The organism is Pseudomonas frederiksbergensis, from assembly GCF_000802155.2.
GTDB classification, from domain to species: domain Bacteria; phylum Pseudomonadota; class Gammaproteobacteria; order Pseudomonadales; family Pseudomonadaceae; genus Aquipseudomonas; species Aquipseudomonas frederiksbergensis_A.
This window is the reverse complement of sequence record NZ_JQGJ02000001.1, coordinates 107,424-126,109: the sequence shown is the minus strand read 5'-3', so window position 1 is coordinate 126,109 and position 18,686 is coordinate 107,424. Positions and strand designations below refer to the sequence as shown.

General features: G+C 63.2%; 21 protein-coding genes. 10 read left to right on the top strand and 11 right to left on the bottom strand.

The window, feature by feature from the left end:
- Positions 1-95 precede the first annotated feature (95 nt).
- The 3 genes from JZ00_RS00550 to JZ00_RS00540 are packed head-to-tail and all read left to right on the top strand — an operon-like array spanning position 96 to position 1,458.
- Complete coding sequence (locus tag JZ00_RS00550; RefSeq protein WP_030138822.1) at positions 96-620, top strand: chalcone isomerase family protein; 525 nt, start codon at positions 96-98, stop codon at positions 618-620.
- The gene (locus JZ00_RS00545) at positions 617-1,156 is read left to right on the top strand and encodes a DUF3833 domain-containing protein (RefSeq protein WP_030138823.1); all 540 of its coding nucleotides are present in this window, start codon (positions 617-619) and stop codon (positions 1,154-1,156) included. The genes JZ00_RS00550 and JZ00_RS00545 overlap by 4 nt, the downstream gene beginning before the upstream one ends.
- The gene (locus tag JZ00_RS00540; protein ID WP_039591072.1) at positions 1,153-1,458 is read left to right on the top strand and encodes a DUF6482 family protein; all 306 of its coding nucleotides are present in this window, start codon (positions 1,153-1,155) and stop codon (positions 1,456-1,458) included. The genes JZ00_RS00545 and JZ00_RS00540 overlap by 4 nt, the downstream gene beginning before the upstream one ends.
- A gap of 17 nt (positions 1,459-1,475) precedes the next feature.
- Here JZ00_RS00540 and JZ00_RS00535 read toward each other — a convergent pair whose 3' ends face one another.
- The 8 genes from JZ00_RS00535 to JZ00_RS00500 form a co-directional block, all read right to left on the bottom strand.
- Positions 1,476-1,967, bottom strand: a complete 492-nt coding sequence (locus tag JZ00_RS00535; RefSeq protein WP_039591070.1) for a DUF2878 domain-containing protein — start codon at positions 1,965-1,967, stop codon at positions 1,476-1,478.
- Positions 1,964-3,232, bottom strand: a complete 1,269-nt coding sequence (locus JZ00_RS00530) for an SAM-dependent methyltransferase (protein WP_039591068.1) — start codon at positions 3,230-3,232, stop codon at positions 1,964-1,966. Before JZ00_RS00530 ends, JZ00_RS00535 begins: the two co-directional genes overlap by 4 nt.
- Positions 3,204-4,019, bottom strand: a complete 816-nt coding sequence (locus JZ00_RS00525; protein ID WP_039591067.1) for a DUF1365 domain-containing protein — start codon at positions 4,017-4,019, stop codon at positions 3,204-3,206. The genes JZ00_RS00530 and JZ00_RS00525 overlap by 29 nt, the downstream gene beginning before the upstream one ends.
- The gene (locus JZ00_RS00520) at positions 4,016-5,263 is read right to left on the bottom strand and encodes an NAD(P)/FAD-dependent oxidoreductase (protein ID WP_039591066.1); all 1,248 of its coding nucleotides are present in this window, start codon (positions 5,261-5,263) and stop codon (positions 4,016-4,018) included. Before JZ00_RS00520 ends, JZ00_RS00525 begins: the two co-directional genes overlap by 4 nt.
- Positions 5,264-5,266: 3 nt before the next feature.
- Positions 5,267-6,022: an SDR family NAD(P)-dependent oxidoreductase gene (locus JZ00_RS00515; protein WP_039591065.1), complete on the bottom strand. Its 756-nt coding sequence runs from the start codon at positions 6,020-6,022 to the stop codon at positions 5,267-5,269.
- Complete coding sequence (locus tag JZ00_RS00510; RefSeq protein WP_039591064.1) at positions 6,019-6,441, bottom strand: nuclear transport factor 2 family protein; 423 nt, start codon at positions 6,439-6,441, stop codon at positions 6,019-6,021. The genes JZ00_RS00515 and JZ00_RS00510 overlap by 4 nt, the downstream gene beginning before the upstream one ends.
- A 155-nt stretch (positions 6,442-6,596) precedes the next feature.
- Positions 6,597-7,673 (bottom strand): alkene reductase, encoded by a 1,077-nt coding sequence (locus JZ00_RS00505; RefSeq protein ID WP_039591063.1) that lies wholly within the window; start codon positions 7,671-7,673, stop codon positions 6,597-6,599.
- 46 nt (positions 7,674-7,719) lie between these two features.
- Positions 7,720-8,559 (bottom strand): pirin family protein, encoded by an 840-nt coding sequence (locus JZ00_RS00500; protein ID WP_039591062.1) that lies wholly within the window; start codon positions 8,557-8,559, stop codon positions 7,720-7,722.
- A 135-nt stretch (positions 8,560-8,694) separates the two neighbouring features.
- Between JZ00_RS00500 and JZ00_RS00495 the strand changes: the two genes are divergently transcribed.
- The 6 genes from JZ00_RS00495 (at position 8,695) to JZ00_RS00470 (ending at position 14,562) form a co-directional block, all read left to right on the top strand.
- The gene (locus tag JZ00_RS00495) at positions 8,695-9,609 is read left to right on the top strand and encodes a LysR family transcriptional regulator (RefSeq protein ID WP_039591060.1); all 915 of its coding nucleotides are present in this window, start codon (positions 8,695-8,697) and stop codon (positions 9,607-9,609) included.
- Positions 9,610-9,845: 236 nt separating this feature from the next.
- On the top strand, positions 9,846-11,150 hold the full coding sequence (locus tag JZ00_RS00490) for a flavin-containing monooxygenase (RefSeq protein WP_039591058.1): 1,305 nt from the start codon (positions 9,846-9,848) through the stop codon (positions 11,148-11,150).
- On the top strand, positions 11,150-11,560 hold the full coding sequence (locus JZ00_RS00485; RefSeq protein ID WP_039591057.1) for a RidA family protein: 411 nt from the start codon (positions 11,150-11,152) through the stop codon (positions 11,558-11,560). Before JZ00_RS00490 ends, JZ00_RS00485 begins: the two co-directional genes overlap by 1 nt.
- An 11-nt stretch (positions 11,561-11,571) precedes the next feature.
- Positions 11,572-12,246, top strand: a complete 675-nt coding sequence (locus tag JZ00_RS00480) for a DUF1028 domain-containing protein (RefSeq protein WP_039591055.1) — start codon at positions 11,572-11,574, stop codon at positions 12,244-12,246.
- Entirely contained in the window at positions 12,239-13,417 is a 1,179-nt protein-coding gene (gene argE, locus JZ00_RS00475; RefSeq protein ID WP_039591053.1) for an acetylornithine deacetylase, read from the top strand. The genes JZ00_RS00480 and argE overlap by 8 nt, the downstream gene beginning before the upstream one ends.
- Positions 13,418-13,521: 104 nt before the next feature.
- Positions 13,522-14,562, top strand: a complete 1,041-nt coding sequence (locus tag JZ00_RS00470) for an ABC transporter substrate-binding protein (protein WP_039591052.1) — start codon at positions 13,522-13,524, stop codon at positions 14,560-14,562.
- A 91-nt stretch (positions 14,563-14,653) separates the two neighbouring features.
- Here the strand turns inward: JZ00_RS00470 and JZ00_RS00465 are convergent, their stop codons facing one another.
- The 3 genes from JZ00_RS00465 to JZ00_RS00455 form a co-directional block, all read right to left on the bottom strand.
- Entirely contained in the window at positions 14,654-15,565 is a 912-nt protein-coding gene (locus JZ00_RS00465; RefSeq protein WP_039591051.1) for a LysR family transcriptional regulator, read from the bottom strand.
- A gap of 206 nt (positions 15,566-15,771) precedes the next feature.
- A complete protein-coding gene (locus JZ00_RS00460; protein ID WP_039591049.1) occupies positions 15,772-16,974 on the bottom strand; it encodes an NAD(P)/FAD-dependent oxidoreductase in 1,203 nt (400 codons plus the stop codon).
- A 233-nt stretch (positions 16,975-17,207) separates the two neighbouring features.
- The gene (locus JZ00_RS00455; RefSeq protein WP_039591048.1) at positions 17,208-17,645 is read right to left on the bottom strand and encodes an Lrp/AsnC family transcriptional regulator; all 438 of its coding nucleotides are present in this window, start codon (positions 17,643-17,645) and stop codon (positions 17,208-17,210) included.
- A gap of 134 nt (positions 17,646-17,779) precedes the next feature.
- Here JZ00_RS00455 and JZ00_RS00450 point away from each other — a divergent pair, with 134 nt between their 5' ends.
- Positions 17,780-18,673: a DMT family transporter gene (locus JZ00_RS00450; protein WP_039591045.1), complete on the top strand. Its 894-nt coding sequence runs from the start codon at positions 17,780-17,782 to the stop codon at positions 18,671-18,673.
- Positions 18,674-18,686: the final 13 nt, after the last annotated feature.

Below are 18,686 nucleotides of genomic sequence, written 5' to 3'. Positions count from 1 at the left end.
AACTATGATGTTGTACAAATATCGGTTTGCCTTCGCAAACCGGTTGCTTGCCCATGCCCAGATCCTTAGCCGCCCGCCACCGCTTGATAAGTGCCATGAGCCTTGCGCTGGCGCTGTACGCCAGTGATGCCTTGGCGGATTGGCGCGAGGCCTTGCCCGGAGCGGATCTGATCGGCGAGGCAGATTTTCGCTGGTACGGGTTCGCCGTCTACCGGGCGCGGCTCTGGAGCACCGTGTCCAAGCCGAGCCTGGACACGCCTTTTGCCCTTGAACTCGATTATCGGCGCCGCATCAGCAAGCAGGACCTGGTCGAAACCAGCCTTGAGGAAATGCAACGCGTCACCGGCACGGTGCAGGATGCCGGGCGCCTGGAAGCCTGGGCGGCGCAGATGCGCGGTGCCTTTGTCGATGTGCAACCCGGCACTCGCATCACCGGCGTGTACCTGCCCGGCCAAGGCAGTCGCTTTTATGTCGATGGACGCCTTTCCCGCGAGATTGCCGACACGCTGTTCTCCCGATGTTTTTTCTCGATCTGGCTCGATCCGCGCACGCGTCATCCCGAGTTGCGCCAACGATTGCTGGGGCTCGATACGTCAAACGCAAAAAGGAGCACGCCATGATCCGTCTGCTGGCCATCTTGTTGCTGGTGATGGGCCTGACCAGTTGCGGCAATGTCAACGTAGGCCGCTATGCCGACCAGCAACCGCAACTCGACCTGGAGCGTTTCTTCAGCAAACCCGTCAAGGCCTGGGGCATCTATCAGAAGCGCTCGGGCGAAGTGATCAAGCGTTTCGAAGTGGATATTTCCAGCCGCCGCGAGGGCGATCGACTGATACTCGACGAGCGTTTTCTCTACAGCGATGGAAGCCGGCAGCGTAGGGTCTGGACATTGACGCCAACCGGCCCGGGCCTTTGGAGTGGTCGCGCCGACGATGTAATTGGCGAGGCGTTAGGGGAGGTGGCGGGCAATGCGCTGCGCTGGCGCTATCGACTGAACCTGCAAGTGGACGATTCCACTTACGAGGTGACGTTTGACGACTGGATGTACCTTATGGACGAGGACACGCTGATCAACCGCTCCAGCATGAGCAAAGCCGGCATCGAATTGGGACAAGTGACGCTGTTCTTCCGTCGCCAGGCGGGGGACATGCCATGACTTTGAAAGAACTGCTCCAACTGGCCGTCGAGGGTCGGATCGTCGAGTTGGAATTGCTCTCACTGGAAGGCGGAATCTACCTTCTACGTGTCCGATTGGACCGGGAAGTGTTCACGTTGCTTGACGAGTCGGGACATTCGTTTCGAGTTCGCTCCACCACGCATCTGCGGGAGCTGTTGCGCGATGTGCCGCGCCTGCCCTGTACGCTGATTCAACAGGTTGTCCATGATGAAATGTGCGGCCAGCGTGAAGGGCTGATCGAGCCGCTGCGCCTGCCGCTTTTCCTGGATGAGCCTTGGTAGACAGGCCGATACCGTGGCTATTGGGCGTCGGCCAGGCGTACGGCCAGCGGCAGCCCTATCGCCCATAGCGGCGCCAGCACCAGCGCGGTGCCTAGCGTCCCCAGCGGCAATGAAACACCTGCCAGTGGGGCGCCAGCGCAATAGGCGAGCGGACCGCCGACCGCGCCCGCGAGCGCGCCAAGCCAAGGTTTTTTTCCTGCCCATGCCAGGCTGTGGCGCAGCCCGCTGGCGAAAACCAGCCAAAGCAGCGCCAGCCACAGCGGCAGCGGGCTGTCACCGAAGTCGAACAGGCCCAGGACGCCCAGGCTCCAATCCAACAACATGCCGCTCACACCGACACGCAGCATTGCCAGGCGCTCGGCCTTCGGGTCAGGGCACCGCAGCAGGTGAACGAGCAACCCGACCACCACGGCAGCGAGCCATGCCGGCTGGTGCGCGCCCAGCACACACGCCCACCAGCCCAATTGCAGCCAGAGCGCATTGGCGATCAGCGCGGTGCGACTGATCATGCTTGACGCTGCTCCAGCAAGGGCGCGGGGCGGGCCCCGGGTGCGGCGAACAGCAGTTGCGCGACGCCAATGGCGCGCTCTTGGAAACCGCCCTCGCAGTAGCACAGATAAAATTCCCAAAGGCGCTGGAACGTCTCGTCATAACCCAGCTCAAGCAGGGCCTGGCGCGACTGCCGGAAGTTGTCGTGCCAGTGGCGCAGCGTGCGGGCGTAGTGCGCGCCGAAATCTTCCAGGTGCAGCAAGTTGAGTGGGGTCTGGACGCTGGCGGTCCTGAGCAGCATCGACAGTGATGGCAGCGCCCCACCGGGAAAGATGTGGCGCTGGATGAAATCCACCGAACGCCGGGCCTGATCGTAACGCTGGTCGCGGATGGTGATGGCCTGGATCAGCATCAGGCCGTCGTCCTTGAGCAGGGCGGCGCAGCGGCGGAAATACTCGGGCAGGTAGCGATGACCGACCGCTTCGATCATCTCGATGGACACCAGTTTATCGAAGCGTCCCTGCAGGTCGCGGTAGTCCTGGCACAGCACCTCGATGCGTTGCCCCAGGCCCAGCGCCTCGACACGCCGGCACGTGTGCGCGAACTGCTCTTGGGAAAGGGTCGTGGTGGTGACTTTGCAGCCGTAATGGGTAGCGGCATGGATGGCCAGGCTGCCCCACCCGGTGCCGATCTCCAGCAGGTGGTCGCCGGGTCGCAAGTCGAGCTTCTGGCAGATGCGTTCGAGCTTGTTGATCTGGGCCTGTTCGAGACTCTGTTCGGGGTGTTCGAACATGGCCGCCGAATACATCATCGTCGGGTCGAGCAAGCGCTCGAACAGCTCATTGCCCAGGTCGTAATGGGCCATGATGTTGCGCCGCGAGCCCTTGCGGCTGTTGCGATTGAGCCAGTGCAACCCGCGCAGCAATGGCCGGCCCAGGCGAGCCAGGCCGCTGTCCATTGCGTCGAGCACCGTCAGGTTGGCGACGAACAGGCGAGTGACCGCGGTAAGGTCATTGCTGCGCCAGTAGCCGTGGATGTAAGCCTCGCCGGCACCGATCGAACCATTGCCGGCGACCATGCCCCAGACGGCGCCGTCCAGTATCTCGACCTCGGCCACCAGGGGGCTGGCCACGTCGCCAAAGCTCAACGGCTCGCCATCGAGCACCAGGCGCAGGTGGCCGTGACGCAGGCGGCGCAGTTGTGCGAGCACGATCTGTTTGAACAGGCCACCGCTCAACGGACAGCCCGTGGTGGCCTTAGTGACGCTCAGGGTGGGTTCGGACATGGTCTGGATCCTTATGGGCGGTTTCGCCGACACTCAGGTCACCATCGCTGGCCTGATGATCGTGCAGGGGCGTGCGTTTGAAGAGCAGGCGCAGGGCCTGCCAATAGATGGCGCTCACGGTGCGCAAGCTCATCCATGGAAATGCCAGCACATGGCGACGCAGTGCTGGCGCGTCGAGTGGACGACGGTGCAATGAAAGGTCCGCCTCGAACACCTTGTGGCCGGCGCGCCAGTTCTCCATGCGCACACGGATGTGCGAATCCTGGATGAGAAAGCGCATGCGATAGTCCATGTCCAATGGTAGGAACGGCGAGACATGGAACGACTTGGCGACCTGGAACAGGTGCGGCTCGCCGGGGGTTACTGGCAGCACGTAATGGTGGCGCTCACGCCAGGGCGTGTTGCGCACTTCGCAGAGAATCGCTGCCAGGCGCCCGTCGGTTTCGTGGCAGAAATAGAAACTCACCGGATTGAAGGACAGGCCCCAACTGCGCGGCTGGGTCAGCAGGTGGATCGCGCCTTGAGGAGCGCAGCCCAGTGCTTGCCCGACGATTTCGCGCACCGCTTGAACCAGTGGCATGCCCCCGTGGGTGAGGGCCGGCAGGTAGTCACGCTCACGCCAGCACAGCGGCGCCAGGCGCCATGGCCGCAGCAAGCGTGACAGGCCGAGCATCTGCGCCTGCTCGGCAAGGTCCAGGTAGAGCATGCCGATCGGATACCGGAACCCGTGGACGCGCGGCGTATGGCGCCGATGATCGATCCAGCCATGGCACACGCTGCTGTTCAAAGCGCTTCTCCGAAATGCTCCGCCACGGTGAGCGCGCTGACCACGCCATCTTCATGGAAACCGTTGGCCCAATAGGCGCCGCAGAAATAGCTGTGCTGCTGTCCTTGCAGATCATTTTGCCGAGCCTGGGCGGCAATCCCGGCGAGGCTGTATTGCGGGTGGGCGTAGTCGAAGCGGGCGAGGACTTTGGCCGGGTCCACCGACTCGCCTTGGTTCAGGCTCACGCAGAACGTCACCGGAGCATCGAACCCCTGGAGGATGTTCATGTTGTAGGTCAGCGCGGCAGGTGCCTGCGGCGGGCCGCCAAGCCGATAGTTCCAGCTCGCCCAGGCTTTTTGGCGTTGCGGCAACAAGCGGGTGTCGGTGTGCAGCAGCACTTCGTTGTGGGCATAGGCCAAGGCGCCGAGCACGTCGACTTCATCAACGCTTGGAGTGTCGAGCAGGGCCAGGGCCTGGTCGCTGTGACAGGCGAATATCACCTTGTCGAATCGCTCCGGGCCACGACGGCTGTGCACGGTCACTCCGTCGGTGTCCCGGCTGACCCGCTGCACCGGGCAATCAAGATGAATGCGCTGGCGAAAACGGGCGCACAGCGGCTCGATGTAGGCGCGAGAACCGCCTTCGAGCACTCGCCATTGCGGACGCTGGTTGACCGACAACAGGCCATGGTTATGGCAGAACCGCACGAAGAACTGCAGGGGGAATTCCAGCATCCCGGCCGGTGACATCGACCAGATCGCCGAGCCCATCGGCACGATGTAATGGTCGATGAAGCGTTGGCCGTAGCGCCGGTCGCGCAGGTAATCACCCAGCCGGGTCGTGGTATCGATGCGTTGCGCCTGAAAGTCAGCGGTTGCCTCGCGATTGAACCTGAGAATGTCCCGCAGCATCCCCCAGAAACCTGGCGACAGCAGGTTGCGCCGGCGGGCGAACAGGCTGCCCAGGGTGTGGCCTTTGTATTCCTGCCCGGACGCCGGGTCGTGCACCGAAAAACTCATTTCCGTCGGGCGCGAGGCCACGCCCAACTGATCCAGCAAGCGAATGAAGTTCGGGTAGGTCCAGTCGTTGTACACGATGAAGCCGGTGTCCACGCCGTAGCGCCGGCCCTGCCAATCGACATCCACGGTATGGGTATGGCCGCCGATCCGGTTGTCAGCTTCGAACACCGTAATCTGATGCTGGCGGGCCAACAGGTAGGCGCACGTCAGTCCCGAGATACCGCTGCCGATGATTGCGATGCGCATGGTTCAAGTCCTTTCCGCGTTACGTGAAAGACGACGGCCAAGCGCAAGGCGCCAGCGCGCAGGCAGGTGCCCGAGCAACCGCATGACAAAAATGAAGGCCCACGGAAACGCGATATCCAGCGGGCGCGGGCCCAGGCGTCGCGCGATGTGCTCCGCGGCCCGTTGTGCCGACCAGATCTGGGGCATGGGAAAGTCATTGCGCCGGGTCAGAGGCGTATCGACAAAGCCGGGGCTCACCAGGGTGACGTCGATGCCTTCGGCAGCCAGGTCGATGCGCAACGACTCGAGCAGGTAACGCAACGCGGCCTTGGACGCGCCGTAGGCACCGGCCCGGGGCAGGGCCAGCCAGGTCACGGCGCTGCACACCGCCACCAGATGCGGAGCTTGGCCTCGGCGCAGCAAGGGCAGGGCAGCTTCCAGGCAATGGCACGTGCCCAGAAGATTGGTATTGAGGACGCGTTCCACCAGGCGCGTGTCGAAGTGCCCCGGTTCCAGGTATTCGCAAGTGCCGGCATTGAGAATCACCTGATCGAGGGCGCCCCATTCGTCGTCGATGCGCTGGGTGATCCCCGCCACTTGTGCGCAATTGCTGAGGTCCCCCGGCAGCACCAGCACTTGATCGCGATAGCGTTCAGCCAATGCCTGCAGTGGGCCGACTTGGCGCGCGCTCAATGCCAGGCGATGACCTTGCTCAAGCAGCACCGCAGCCAGCTCGGCGCCGATGCCGCTGCTGGCACCGGTCAGCCAGATGCGGCTCATGCCAGCCTCCGCTTGAGCCAGCGAATCAGTGGGCCGAAGAGCGGCAAGTGCTCGTAGAGCAGGGCGCCGGCGTCGAAGAAGTCCCGATGCAGGTAGACCCGATCGTTCCAGCGCAAGTAGGTGCAGCCTGGCAATTCGATCGGCGCCCCGCCGTTCAGGCGCGGGTGACGAAAGCGCAGCGTCCAGCGCAGGTAGCCCTCGCCGGGGGCGGTTTCATCGTAGCCGTGGAAGTCGTAGTGCAGATCGCTGGCGTTGGCGTAGAGCTGGGCGAAATATTCGCGCAAGGCGGGCAGCCCTTCGACCCGATGCAGCGGGTCCTGGAAGAGGATGTCGGCGCTGTAGAGCCTGTCGAGCTCAGCCAGGCGACTGGCATCCAGCTCGGCGAAGGCGTGAGCGAAACCTTTGAGAAAGGCAGACATGTCGGGCTCCGAAAAATTGTACGTAATTAGATTTATGTACAAGTTTTCGGAGCGTACGACATGAGTTGTACGAGATAAAGAGGTTTGTATAAGTTTTTTACGAATTTGTACAATTCAGCGAGGCGAGCTGGGCCGGCGCCTCGCTGCGTACCGGCTTAGGGCGCTGACAGGGTTGGGTAATCCGTATAGCCGCGCTCCTCGCCCTGATAGAACGTGGCCGGATCGGCCGGGTTCAAGGCTTCACCCAATCGGAATCGTTCCACCAGGTCCGGGTTCGCCAGGAACGGCGTGCCGAATGCCACCAGATCGGCCGTGCGCTGGCTGATGGCCGTGCCAGCCCGTTCAGCGCTGTAGCCGCCGTTGGCGATGTAGGGCCCGCCAAAGCGTCGCTTGAGTTCGAGGAAATCGAACGAGCCTTCGCCCAGCTCCACGATGTGCAGGTATGCCAAGCCATAACGGCTGAGCATCCGGGCCGTGTAGTCGAAAGTCGCCTGGGGATGGCTGTCGCTCATCGAGAAGTAACTGAAGATCGGCGACAGGCGGACGCCAACGCGGCTGGCGCCAAAGACCTCGATCACCGACTCGACCACCTCCTTTAGAAAGCGTGCGCGGTTCTCGATCGAGCCACCGTAGGCGTCGGTGCGCTGGTTGGTCCCGTCACGCAGGAACTGGTCGATCAGGTAGCCGTTGGCGCCATGGATTTCAACACCGTCGAAACCGGCGAGCTTGGCGTTGAGGGCGGCCTGGCGGAAATCGTCGATCACCCCGGGGATTTCATCCAGCGCCAACGCCCGCGGCAGTTCATAGGGCTTGAGGCCTTCGGCGGTATAGATTTCACCGTCGGCCTTGATCGCCGACGGGGCCACGGGCAGGGCGCCGTCAGCCTGGACCAGGGAGTGGGACAACCGGCCCACGTGCCAGAGTTGCAAGTAGATTTGCCCACCTTGGGCGTGAACAGCGTCGGTCACCTGTTTCCAGCCGGCGACTTGCTGGCTGGTGAAAATCCCGGGGGTGCGCAGATAACCCTTGCCTTGGGCCGAAACCTGCGAGCCTTCGGTAACAATGAGCCCGGCGCTGGCCCGCTGGCTGTAGTACTCGGCCATGAGCGGCGTCGCGACATCGCCGTCGCCTGCGCGGCTGCGGGTCATGGGCGCCATGACCATGCGGTTTTTCAAGGACAGCGTGCCGACTTGGACGCGGGAAAGCAGAAGATCAAGACCGATGTGGCTCATGAGGCACCTTTGATTATCAGGATTGAAAAGGGGTATCGAGGGACGGCTAGGCCAGCCGCCCTTGTTGTTTCAACTGGGCGCCGATGCGGCGGATTTCGCTTTCGCCCTGTTCCAGTGCGGCCTCGCTGGTGTGGACTGAGTAGTGACCCATCACCAGGTCGTGGGGATGCTTGACCGCCGAACCGAGCACGAAGGAGGTCGCGCCCCGGGCAACGATGTCGATGGCTGCGGCGGAGTCCTGGAAGATCACCATTTCCCCAGCAGTGATATTTGCGTCCGCGTCGAGGCTGCCGCTGTTGACGGCCAGCCACGCAACGTCGTGTCCGGCCGGCGGCGTGTAGCGCCAGCGCTCCTTGTCCTTGAGCTGCACCGCCAGGTAGTTCATGCCGGGCGGTGCGGCAATGCTGCTGCGCGCGGCGCCGTATTCGCCGAGCATGACCAGCGCCGGACCTTGCCGCGGGATTTCTGCGGGCGCGAGGTATTCACTGTGCGCCGGGGCGTTTTCCTGGTCGGGCGGCAACGCCACCCAGAGCTGGAATCCACGAATCGGCGAGCCGCCGACGGGCCGGGCGTCATGCCACACGCCATTGCCAGCCTGCATCCACTCCATGCCGCCACTCGGCAGCGTGCCGGATTTACCGGTGGTGTCTTCATAGACCACTTCGCCCTCGATCATGTAGGTCAGCGTCGCGATCCCGGAATGTGGGTGCATGCCGAAGCCGCGGGGCATGCCCTTGGCGTTGAATTCGAACAGATCCAGGAATACGAAGGGTTTGCACAGTTGACCGAGGTCGCCGGGGCTCATCAGCCGGGTGATGGGGCCATGGCTGCTGCCGGTGGTGCGGCGGACGATGGCGCGCGGTGGTGTCGCGACAATGCTGTTCATGGGAAGGGCTCTGGGTTCAGGAGGGTTCAGGAGCACGGGTGGCTTCGATGGAAGAAGCGTAAGCGCCTTCCAATCGTTTGATTAGCCGATACAATCGGATTGAACTCATCCAAAAAACGCAGGAATGTCGACGCTATGCTGGACTTGAACGACGTGGCGCTGTTTGTCCAGGTTGTACGCAGCGGCAGTTTTGCCGAAGCGGCCAGGCGGCTGGGCATGCCTTCGAACACCGTCAGCCGGCGTGTCCAGCAGTTGGAAGCGCAGTTGGGGACGCGGTTGCTGCAACGGTCGACGCGCAAGCTCACGTTGACCCATGTGGGCGAGGGGTTCTATGGGCGTTGTGTGGGCGCGGTGGACGGCTTGATGGACGCGGGCCAGGCTCTGATGCACGGCAGTGACGAGCCGGCCGGCCTGGTACGGATCGCCGCGATGGCGGATTTCTTCGACTTCTTCCCGATGGAATGGATTGCCGACTTCCTCGCCGCGCACCCGCGTGTGCAACTCGATTTCGTGCTCAGCGACGCCCGTGTCGACCTGATTACCGACCGCATCGACGTTGCCTTCCGAGGCGGTGTATTGCAGGACTCGGGGTACGTCGGTCGGCAACTGCTGAGCAACGCCAGCGACGGCATGGTCGCCAGCCCGGCCTATATCGCTGCGCGGGGCATGCCGAAGTCGCTGGATGACCTGGCTCGGCACCACAGCGTGAATTTTCCCCACCCCAGTGGACTGAGCCACTGGCAACTCATCGGTCCGGACGGCCAGGCAGTGGAGGTGCAGATACCCAGCCGCTTCAACGCCAACACCGCCCAGGCGTTGCGCAAGGCAGCGGTGGCCGGACTGGGCATTGCCGTGCTGCCGTCGGCGTTGAGCGCCATGGACCTGGAAGCCGGACGGCTGGTGCGGGTATTGCCGCAGTACCGACGCAACGGCTTTGGCTTGAACGTGCTCTACCCAAGCCGCCGGCAGTTGCCGCGGGCGGTTTCGGCGTTCATCGCGCTGGTGATGGAGAAACTGGAGCTCAAGGCGTTTCCGGCCCGGCCGAGCTGAATGCACCTTTTCGACACGTTTTGACCTTGGATTGCCCTCGGTTGGCGCAACGCCTGGCCGAGCAGTTTTTTCCTTCCCAGCCACAACAAAAACCCTCGTTTCGCAAATTCCCGCCTGCCAACACAATCGCCTCGACAGCTCATCTCGATAGCTGAAAGCGCAAAACAACAAGAAACCGAAACCCGAGGCGGCACCGCGCCGACCTGAGCCAAAACCACTGCCGGAAGTGCCCAGACATGCCCGTTGAAACCCTACGCATCGATACGCTTGTAATAGGCGCCGGCCAGGCCGGTGTCGCCATGAGTGAACATTTGAGCCGCCAAGGCGTGCCGCATCTGGTGGTGGAGCGCAATCGCATCGCCGAGGCCTGGCGCACGGCGCGCTGGGACTCGCTGGTCGCCAATGGCCCGGCCTGGCATGACCGCTTTCCCGGGCTCGAGTTTGCCGGCCTGGATCCCGATGCTTTCGCCTCCAAGGATCAGGTGGCCCAGTACTTCGAAGCCTATGCCCGCACATTCAATGCGCCGATCCGCACCGGGGTGGAGGTGCGCAAAGTCGAGCGCAATGTCGGGCGCCCGGGCTTCTGCGTCGAGACATCGGACGGCCTGATCGAAGCCACTAACGTGGTGGTCGCCACCGGCCCCTTCCAGCGCCCCGTCATCCCGCCCATCGCGCCCGAGATGGCCACGGTCACCCAGATTCATTCGGCGCAATACCGCAACCCCGAGCAGCTGGCCGAAGGCGCCGTGCTGGTGGTGGGGGCGGGGTCATCGGGGGTGCAGATCGCCGATGAATTGCAGCGCGCCGGCAAGCAGGTCTACCTCTCTGTCGGCGCCCATGATCGCCCGCCGCGAGCCTATCGAAACCGGGATTTCTGCTGGTGGCTGGGGGTGTTGGGCGAGTGGGACGCCGAAGCGGTCAAGCCCGGCAAAGAGCACGTGACCATCGCCGTCAGTGGCGCCCGGGGCGGCCACACGGTGGACTTTCGTCGGCTGGCTCACGAGGGCATCACCCTGGTGGGCCTGACCCGGGCGTTCAAGGGCAGCGTGGTGAGTTTCGAAGCCAACCTTGCCGAGAACATTGCCCGTGGCGATGAAAACTACCTGGCGTTGCTCGACGCCGCCGATGCCTATATCGAGCGCAATGGCCTGGACCTGCCGCCCGAACCCGAAGCGCGTCGGTTGTTGCCCGACCCCAAGTGCATGACCCATCCGATCCTCGAACTGGACCTGGCCGAGGCGGGCGTCACGACGATCATCTGGGCCACCGGGTATTCGGTGGACTACAGCTGGCTGAACGTCGATGCGTTCAAGGCCGACGGCAAGCCGCGGCACCAGCGTGGCGTCTGCAGCGAGCCCGGCCTCTATTTCGTCGGCCTGCCGTGGCTGTCGCGTCGCGGCTCGGCGTTCATCTGGGGCGTGTGGCACGACGCCCGGCATATCACCGACCACATCGTCAAACAGCGCACCTACCTCGACTACCGCGATGCATCCCAACGCGTTTCGCACCCTTTGAAAACCAGCCTGACGGGAGTCCGTTGATGCCTACCCACACTCGCATCCGCATGTTCAATACCAAGGACACCTATCCGAACCAGACCCTGGACAACGACCTGTGCCAGGCCGTGCGCGCGGGCAATACCGTTTACGTCCGTGGTCAGGTCGGCACTGATTTCGACGGCCAATTGGTTGGTCTCGGCGACCCGCGGGCCCAGGCCCAGCAGGCCATGCGCAACGTCAAGCAACTGCTGGAAGAAGCCGGCAGCGACCTGAGCCACATCGTCAAGACCACCACCTACCTGATCGACCCGCGCTATCGCGAGCCGGTGTACCAGGAGGTCGGCAAATGGCTCAAGGGCGTGTTCCCGATTTCCACCGGGCTGGTGGTCAGCGCCCTGGGTCAGCCGCAGTGGCTGATGGAAATCGATGTGATCGCGGTCATCCCCGAATAAGGAGCAACGACATGACGTTTTCCATCGTCGGACGCTGCGCCGAAACCGGCCAGTTGGGCATCGCCATCAGTTCATCGAGCATTGCCGTCGGCGCCCGCTGCCCCTGGCTGCGGGCCGGGGTTGGCGCGGTGTCGAGCCAGAACATCACCTTGCCTGCGCTGGGCCCGCAGATCCTCGACGAACTGGCCGCCGGCTCGGTTGCGCAGGAGGCACTGGACCGTGCCCTGGCGCGCAACGGCTACAGCGAGTATCGCCAGGTCGCCGTGGTGGACGCCCAGGGACGCACGGCGGTTTTCAGTGGTCGCCACGCCTTGGGCGTCCACGGCGTGGTGATGGGTGAGCAGTGTGTGGCGGCCGGTAACCTGCTGGCGGGCGATGACGTCATCGCCGCCATGGTCGCCGCGTTCGAGCAGGGTGAGGGCAGTCTCGCGTCCCGGCTGCTGGGAGCATTGCAGGCGGGACAGGCCGCCGGTGGCGAAGCCGGGGCGGTGCATTCGGCGGCATTGTCGGTGGTGGATGACCTGACCTGGCCGATTGTCGATCTGCGGATCGATTGGGCCGAGGAAAACCCCATCGGCGAATTGGAAAAACTCTGGCTCGCCTATCAGCCGCAGTTGCAGGACTACCTCACGCGAGCCCTCGATCCGACCCAGGCGCCCAGCTACGGAGTGCCGGGCGATGAGTGAGTTGCGCAGCCGCGCCCTGCTCGCCGAACTGGTGGGCTTTGCCACGGTCAGCCGCGATTCGAACCTGGCCTTGATCGAGTTCGTTCGCGATTACCTGCATGGCCTGGGCGTGAGCAGCGAGCTCATTTATAACGCCGAGCGCACCAAGGCCAACCTGCTGGCGAGTATCGGTCCGTCGGTGCCGGGCGGCGTGGTGCTGTCGGGACACACCGACGTCGTGCCGGCGGACGGGCAGGCCTGGACGGTCGAGCCTTTCCGCCTGACTGAAATGGACGGCAAGTTGTTCGGACGCGGTACAGCGGACATGAAAGGCTACCTTGCTTCGGTGCTGGCAGCGGTGCCGACATTCCTCGCCAGCCCGCTGCGGCGCCCGGTGCACCTGGCATTTTCCTATGACGAAGAAGTCGGTTGCCTGGGCGTGCGCAGTCTGCTGGACGTCCTGCCACAACGGGTTCCGCAACCGGCTTTGTGCCTGATCGGCGAGCCCACCGAACTGCAACCGGTGCTGGGCCACAAGGGCAAGTTGGCGATGCGCTGCCATGTCAAAGGCGCGCCTTGTCATTCCGCCTACGCACCCTACGGGGTCAATGCCATCGAGCACGCGGCGCGCTTGATTGGCCGTTTGGGAGAGATCGGCGAGGAGCTGGCCCAACCTTCGCGACACGACGCCCGCTTCGACCCGGCGTACTCAACGGTGCAGGTCGGCGTGATCCAGGGCGGCACGGCGCTGAACATCGTCCCCGCCGATTGCCGCTTCGACTTTGAAATACGCGCCTTGCCGGACTTCGCCCCGCAGGGGGTGGTGGAAAAATTGCAGGACTACGCCGAGCAGGCGCTGCTGCCCAGGATGCGGGCAGTGAACAGTGACACCGCGATCCGTTTCGAGCCGTTGTCTGCCTACCCCGGTCTGGTGACCTCGCCGGACAGCGACGCTGCGCGCCTGGTGGCCCGCCTCTGCGGCAGCGATGCCTTTGGCACCGTGGCGTTTGGCACCGAAGGGGGGCTGTTTCATCAGGCCGGCATCCCGACGGTGGTTTGCGGCCCCGGCAGCATGGACCAGGGGCACAAGCCCGACGAGTACGTGAGCCTCGAGCAGATGGCCGCTTGTGACCGGTTGATGGAGCGCCTCGCCATTCACCTGGGCGAGCCCGATGGAAGGGACCCGGGATGAACAGTTTTGCAATCGCTGTAGACCACGCCGCCCGCGTTTACGGTCACTTTTGAGTCCCGTCGCCGACTCGTGCGGGCGAGCCGGCATTTTCGAGGAACCGTTTCATGTCCAGATCCTTGCGTTGCAACATTGCGTGTGCCCTGGCGTTGCTGAGCACCAGCGTCCTGGCCGCGCCACAAAGCCTGACCGTGATCTCATTCGGCGGCGCCACCAAGTTGGCCCAGGACAAGGCCTACTTCCAACCCTTCAACGCCAGCGGTGCGGGAAACATCGTGGCCGGCGAATACAATGGCGAACTGTCGAAGATCAAGGCGATGGTTGCGGCCGGGCACACCAGTTGGGATGTGGTCGAAGTGGAAAGTCCCGAATTGCTGCGCGGTTGCGAAGAAGGTTTGTTTGAAAGACTCGACCCGGCGGCGATAGGCAAACCTGCGGATTTCGTCCCAGGGGCGCTCACTGAGTGCGGCGTGGCGACGTACGTCTGGTCGATGGTCCTGGCTTATGACCAGAGCAAACTGACCAAGGCGCCCACGTCCTGGGCGGACTTCTGGAACGTGAACGAGTACCCGGGCAAGCGCGGTTTGCGCAAGGGCGCCAAGTACACCCTGGAGATCGCCTTGCTGGCGGATGGCGTGAAGACAGAGGATCTGTACAAGGTCTTGAACACGCCGGAAGGCGTGACGCGGGCATTTGCCAAACTGGACCAGATCAAGCCGAACATCCAGTGGTGGGAAGCAGGCGCCCAGCCGGCGCAATGGCTGGTGGCCGGGGACGTGGCGATGAGCGCAGCCTACAACGGTCGCATCGCCTCGGCGCAGAAGGAAGGCATGAAGCTGAGCATCGTCTGGCCGCAGAGCCTGTATGACCCGGAATATTGGGCCGTGGTCAAAGGCACGCCAAACAAGGCCCTGGCGGAGAAATTCATCGCTTTTGCCAGCCAGCCGCAGACTCAGAAAGTCTTCTCGGAGAATATCCCCTACGGACCGGTGCATCGCCAGACGCTTGCGTTGCTGCCTGCCGACATCCGTGAGCAACTGCCCACCGCGGAGGCCAACCTGGCGCAGGCGCAAGCGGTGGATGCTGAGTTCTGGGTCGACCACGGCGAGGAGTTGGAACAGCGTTTCAATGCCTGGGCGGCTCGCTAGCTACTGAACAGCACGATAACCACTGTGGCGAGGGGATAAATCCCCTCGCCACAGAAAACATAGCGTCTTCAAGTACAGCGGAGTGACTCGCCTACGCCAACCACTCCTTGAACTGCTCCTTGCAGTAATCCACGAACAGCTGCGCCGGCTTGGTCAGGTGCGCGCGCTTGAGCCAACCGGCCACCAGTGCCGAACCGGTCACGTCCTCGGCGATGCTGACGCACACCACCTGCTGTCCGTCGTAGGTGCAGGTCGATTGCGGACGGGTCACCAGCACGGCGAAGCCAAAACCCTGGCCGACCATGCCGCGTACCATCTCGATGGAGGGCGAGCTGAAGACGATGTTCGGCGCCAGGCCCAGCTCCTCGAAGATACTCACGAAATACGTCCGGCTGGGTTGTACGTCCAACAGGATCATCGGCTCGAGCGCCAGGTCCCGAAGCGATACCTGCGCTTGATCGGCGAAGCGATGGCCCGCCGGCAGCAATGCATAAGGTCGCTGCGGCGCTGTCAGCGCTTCGGTTTCGATCGTGCTGTCGAGATCGTGCTCATAGAAAATCGCCAGGTCGAAACGCCCACCGGTCAGTCCCTGGACCAGTTCCTGTTGCTCGCCATCCTGAACGCGGATTTCCACGCCGGGAAAGCGCTCGCGAAAACCCGCGATCAGCCGTGGCAGGTAGAGCGGGGCGACGGTCTCGAAGCAGCCGATGTCGATCTGGCCACTTACCACGTCATTGTCGGCCAACGCGTTCTGCTCGAATTCCCGGGCCATGCGCAACAGCTCCTGGGCCTTGCGATAGAACCGCGCACCGGCCGGAGTCAGCGAGACGCCCTGGGCGTGATGACGGATCAACAACTGCACGCCGAAACTGTCTTCCAGGCCCTTGACCGCCGTGGCAATCGACGGCTGGGCGATGTACAGCTTGCGAGAGGCTTCGGCGACGCTGCCACATTCCACGGTAGTGACGAAATACTTCAACTGACGCAGGGAGTAGGACGCCACGGCACACCTCGATCCGGATGATTTTGCGTACCTTACCGTGAGCCACTCGTGCAGGGCGACGGGCCTTGCAACGGATTTTGCTCGGCAGTGGCGATATCCAGGCTGGCTTGTCGAGCGGGCAGAAAAAACGCCCGCCGAAAAAACCTTGGCAGGCGCCTGGGAAAGACCGGCACAGAAGGAGGGACTGGCCGGGGTTGGGTGCGTAATCAGGCTACCGGGATGGACGGGTCAGCCGCCGCCAGTGCGGCTGTGCGGTCGGCGGCGGGCGGATAGATCCACACCGAGTTGATCTGGTGCTTGAGCTCCTTGGCTTCCTGGCCAACCAACTTGACTTGGCGATCCCACCCTTCGGTGTACACCGCGCCCCAGGCGCCCAGGTCAAGGCACGTCACGTATTTGGGCTGGCTGTAGGTCATCGGCGCGACGCCAAGCAGGTCGGCGGCCACGTTGTTGCCTGCGTAGCGGCCCAGGGCGATGGCGTGCTGGCAGGACATGGCCGCGTAATTACCCAGGTCATCGGTGGCGGCATAGGCCACGTCGCCGGTGGCGTAGACGTCGTTCTGCCCGAGCACCTTCAGGTAGCCGTCGACGTGCAGGCGGCCCTGGCGATCATGGGTTCCGGGTATTTGCCCGGTCAGGGGGCTGGCGCGGAAACCGACGGTCCAGATGACGGTCCTGGACTCGATCCGCTTGCCGTCCGACAAGGTCACGCCGCCGGCATCCACCGATGCGACCGAGGCATTGAGGATCCACTCGATACCCAGGTGATCGGACGCTTCGATGATCGACGGGCTGATTCCTTCGCCCAGCGCCGCCCCGATTGTCGGTCCGCGGTCGACCACGATCACGCGAATCTTGGCATCATTGCCGAGCGCCGCGCGCAAGCGGGCGGGCATTTCGGTGGCAGTCTCGATCCCGGTAAAGCCGCCGCCAGCCACCACCACGGTGTTGCGAGCGGGGCTGTCAGGCAGGGCTGCAAGGGATTTCAAATGGGCTTCGAGGCGCGAAGCCTGCTCGATCTCATCCACGTCGAATGCGTGTTCGAGCATGCCTTCCAGGTCGGGGCGCATCAGCTTGCTGCCTGCGGCCAATACCAGCCGATCGTAGCCCAGGATGGCTTGGCCGCCGAACGCGTCGCGGTAGCCAACTTGCCTGCGGTTGACGTCGATGCTTTCGGCGACGCCTTGGACGAAGTTCACGCCGACCGAGTCGAACAACCCGGCCAAGGGCGCCATCATGGTATGGACGTCAGGCTCGTAGAATCGCGGGCGGATGCGCAACTCGGCCTGGGGCGCGAGGACGCTGATCTGTATGTCGTTGCGATCATGTTGGTCGAGCAGGCGGGCCGCGCTGAGTGCGCTCCATACGCCGCCAAAACCGGCGCCGACGATCAAGATGTGCTGTTTCATGATGTGCTCCCGAAGACGAAATCGATACGTTGAATTGTTTGTTTCAGCGTGACCGTGTTGCGAAGTACCCAAAAATGCGTGGCCCGATGCAGGAAAGCATCAGGCGCACTCAGCTTCGGCTCGCTGCGGGAATGGTAGGCGTCGGTACGGGTTGCAACACTTCTACATAGGGTCAGTGGCGGCATGCCTGGGTGTGACGCAACTATACGAAGGTATGAACGGTGGCGTTCGGGTCATTCCATCGGCGGCAATCGCCGCTTCACCGGCGTCTTCTTGACGATGGCCGTATTGGTCTCGGCAAGCACGTTCAATTTATCCAGCAGAACATCCAACTGCTCCATCGACCGCACATGCAGCCGCGCGATGAAACAATCCTCGCCCGTTACCTTGTCGCATTCGGTGAATTCACCGATGGCCTGGATCTGCCGCTCCACCTCCTGCAATTGTCCCGGCAACGGACGAATGCGCACGATGGCCTGGAGTTGGTAACCGAAACACTTCGGATCGACCTCGACGGTATAACCCTTGAGCACGCCGCGTTCTTCAAGTCGGCGCAGGCGTTCGGCAACGCTGGGGGATGACAGGCCGCTGAGGTTCGCCAAGGCCTTGAGCGAGCGTCGCGAATCTTCCATCAAGGCGTTGATGAGGATCTGGTCGATGGCATCGGTCATTTTTCGCTCCGTTAGGCAATTACCTGAAATGGCCTTGATAAAAAAGGCCAGGAGCCAGTCTAGCCTTTTTCAAGCCATGGAGAAGCGGCCGGGCGGCTCGGCATACTGTGCTCACTTACCGAAGGAGCCTGAAGATGGACAAGACCCTACGCCGCGGTTCGCTCGAGATGACCGCCGCCATGCTGATTTCCGGAACCATAGGCTGGTTCGTGCTGGTGGCCGGCCTGCCCGTATTGGACGTGGTGTTCTGGCGTTGCGTATTTGGCGCCGGCACGTTGCTGCTGATTTGCGCGGGTCTCGGTTTCCTGCGCCCAGGTGTGCTGACCCGCACGACGTTCCTGCTGGCGGTACTCAGCGGCGTGGCGATCGTGGGTAACTGGGTACTGTTGTTCGCTTCCTACTCCCGCGCTTCGATCGCGATCGGCACGGCGGTCTACAATGTCCAGCCGTTCATGCTGGTGGGGCTGGGGGCGTTGTTCCTGGGGGAGAAGATCACCGCGCAAAAGCTGTTCTGGCTGGCGGTTTCGTTCCTGGGAATGTTGGCAATCGTCAGCGCCCATGGCGAGCAAGGGCAGGGCGGCGAAGACTATCTGGCGGGCATCGCCTTGGCGTTGGGTGCGGCTTTCCTATACGCCATCGCAGCGCTGATCATCAAGCGCCTGAGCGGTACGCCGCCCCACCTGATCGCGCTGGTCCAGGTCAGCACCGGGATATTGTTGTTGGCGCCATGGGTGAATCTCTCGTCGTTGCCCCAGCAACCCGAGGCGTGGGCCAGCCTGCTGACCCTTGGCATGATCCACACCGGTGTCATGTATGTGCTGCTGTACAGCGCAATCCAACGGTTGCCGACTGCCTTGACCGGCGCGCTGTCCTTTATCTACCCGATCGCGGCGATCTTCGTCGACTGGTTTGCCTTCGGCCATCGCCTCGAACCGCTGCAATGGCTGGGTGTGGCGGCGATCCTGCTGGCCGCTGCCGGCATGCAGCAGGGCTGGGGCATCAAGTGGCGTCGCCCAGCCCTGTCGTGACCGGCAAGCGTTG

Bases quoted from the DNA above. Each gene is read 5' to 3' on its own strand.
- JZ00_RS00535 (WP_039591070.1), bottom strand. From the start codon at position 1,967: ATGATCAGTCGCACCGCGCTGATCGCCAATGCGCTCTGGCTGCAATTG.
- JZ00_RS00470 (WP_039591052.1), top strand. From the start codon at position 13,522: ATGTCCAGATCCTTGCGTTGCAACATTGCGTGTGCCCTGGCGTTGCTG.
- JZ00_RS00505 (WP_039591063.1), bottom strand. From the start codon at position 7,673: ATGAGCCACATCGGTCTTGATCTTCTGCTTTCCCGCGTCCAAGTCGGC.
- JZ00_RS00455 (WP_039591048.1), bottom strand. From the start codon at position 17,645: ATGACCGATGCCATCGACCAGATCCTCATCAACGCCTTGATGGAAGAT.
- JZ00_RS00460 (WP_039591049.1), bottom strand. From the start codon at position 16,974: ATGAAACAGCACATCTTGATCGTCGGCGCCGGTTTTGGCGGCGTATGG.
- JZ00_RS00545 (WP_030138823.1), top strand. From the start codon at position 617: ATGATCCGTCTGCTGGCCATCTTGTTGCTGGTGATGGGCCTGACCAGT.
- JZ00_RS00550 (WP_030138822.1), top strand. From the start codon at position 96: ATGAGCCTTGCGCTGGCGCTGTACGCCAGTGATGCCTTGGCGGATTGG.
- JZ00_RS00540 (WP_039591072.1), top strand. From the start codon at position 1,153: ATGACTTTGAAAGAACTGCTCCAACTGGCCGTCGAGGGTCGGATCGTC.
- JZ00_RS00480 (WP_039591055.1), top strand. From the start codon at position 11,572: ATGACGTTTTCCATCGTCGGACGCTGCGCCGAAACCGGCCAGTTGGGC.
- JZ00_RS00515 (WP_039591065.1), bottom strand. From the start codon at position 6,022: ATGAGCCGCATCTGGCTGACCGGTGCCAGCAGCGGCATCGGCGCCGAG.
- JZ00_RS00450 (WP_039591045.1), top strand. From the start codon at position 17,780: ATGGACAAGACCCTACGCCGCGGTTCGCTCGAGATGACCGCCGCCATG.
- JZ00_RS00530 (WP_039591068.1), bottom strand. From the start codon at position 3,232: ATGTCCGAACCCACCCTGAGCGTCACTAAGGCCACCACGGGCTGTCCG.
- JZ00_RS00510 (WP_039591064.1), bottom strand. From the start codon at position 6,441: ATGTCTGCCTTTCTCAAAGGTTTCGCTCACGCCTTCGCCGAGCTGGAT.
- JZ00_RS00520 (WP_039591066.1), bottom strand. From the start codon at position 5,263: ATGCGCATCGCAATCATCGGCAGCGGTATCTCGGGACTGACGTGCGCC.
- JZ00_RS00490 (WP_039591058.1), top strand. From the start codon at position 9,846: ATGCCCGTTGAAACCCTACGCATCGATACGCTTGTAATAGGCGCCGGC.
- JZ00_RS00500 (WP_039591062.1), bottom strand. From the start codon at position 8,559: ATGAACAGCATTGTCGCGACACCACCGCGCGCCATCGTCCGCCGCACC.
- JZ00_RS00485 (WP_039591057.1), top strand. From the start codon at position 11,150: ATGCCTACCCACACTCGCATCCGCATGTTCAATACCAAGGACACCTAT.
- JZ00_RS00495 (WP_039591060.1), top strand. From the start codon at position 8,695: ATGCTGGACTTGAACGACGTGGCGCTGTTTGTCCAGGTTGTACGCAGC.
- argE (WP_039591053.1), top strand. From the start codon at position 12,239: ATGAGTGAGTTGCGCAGCCGCGCCCTGCTCGCCGAACTGGTGGGCTTT.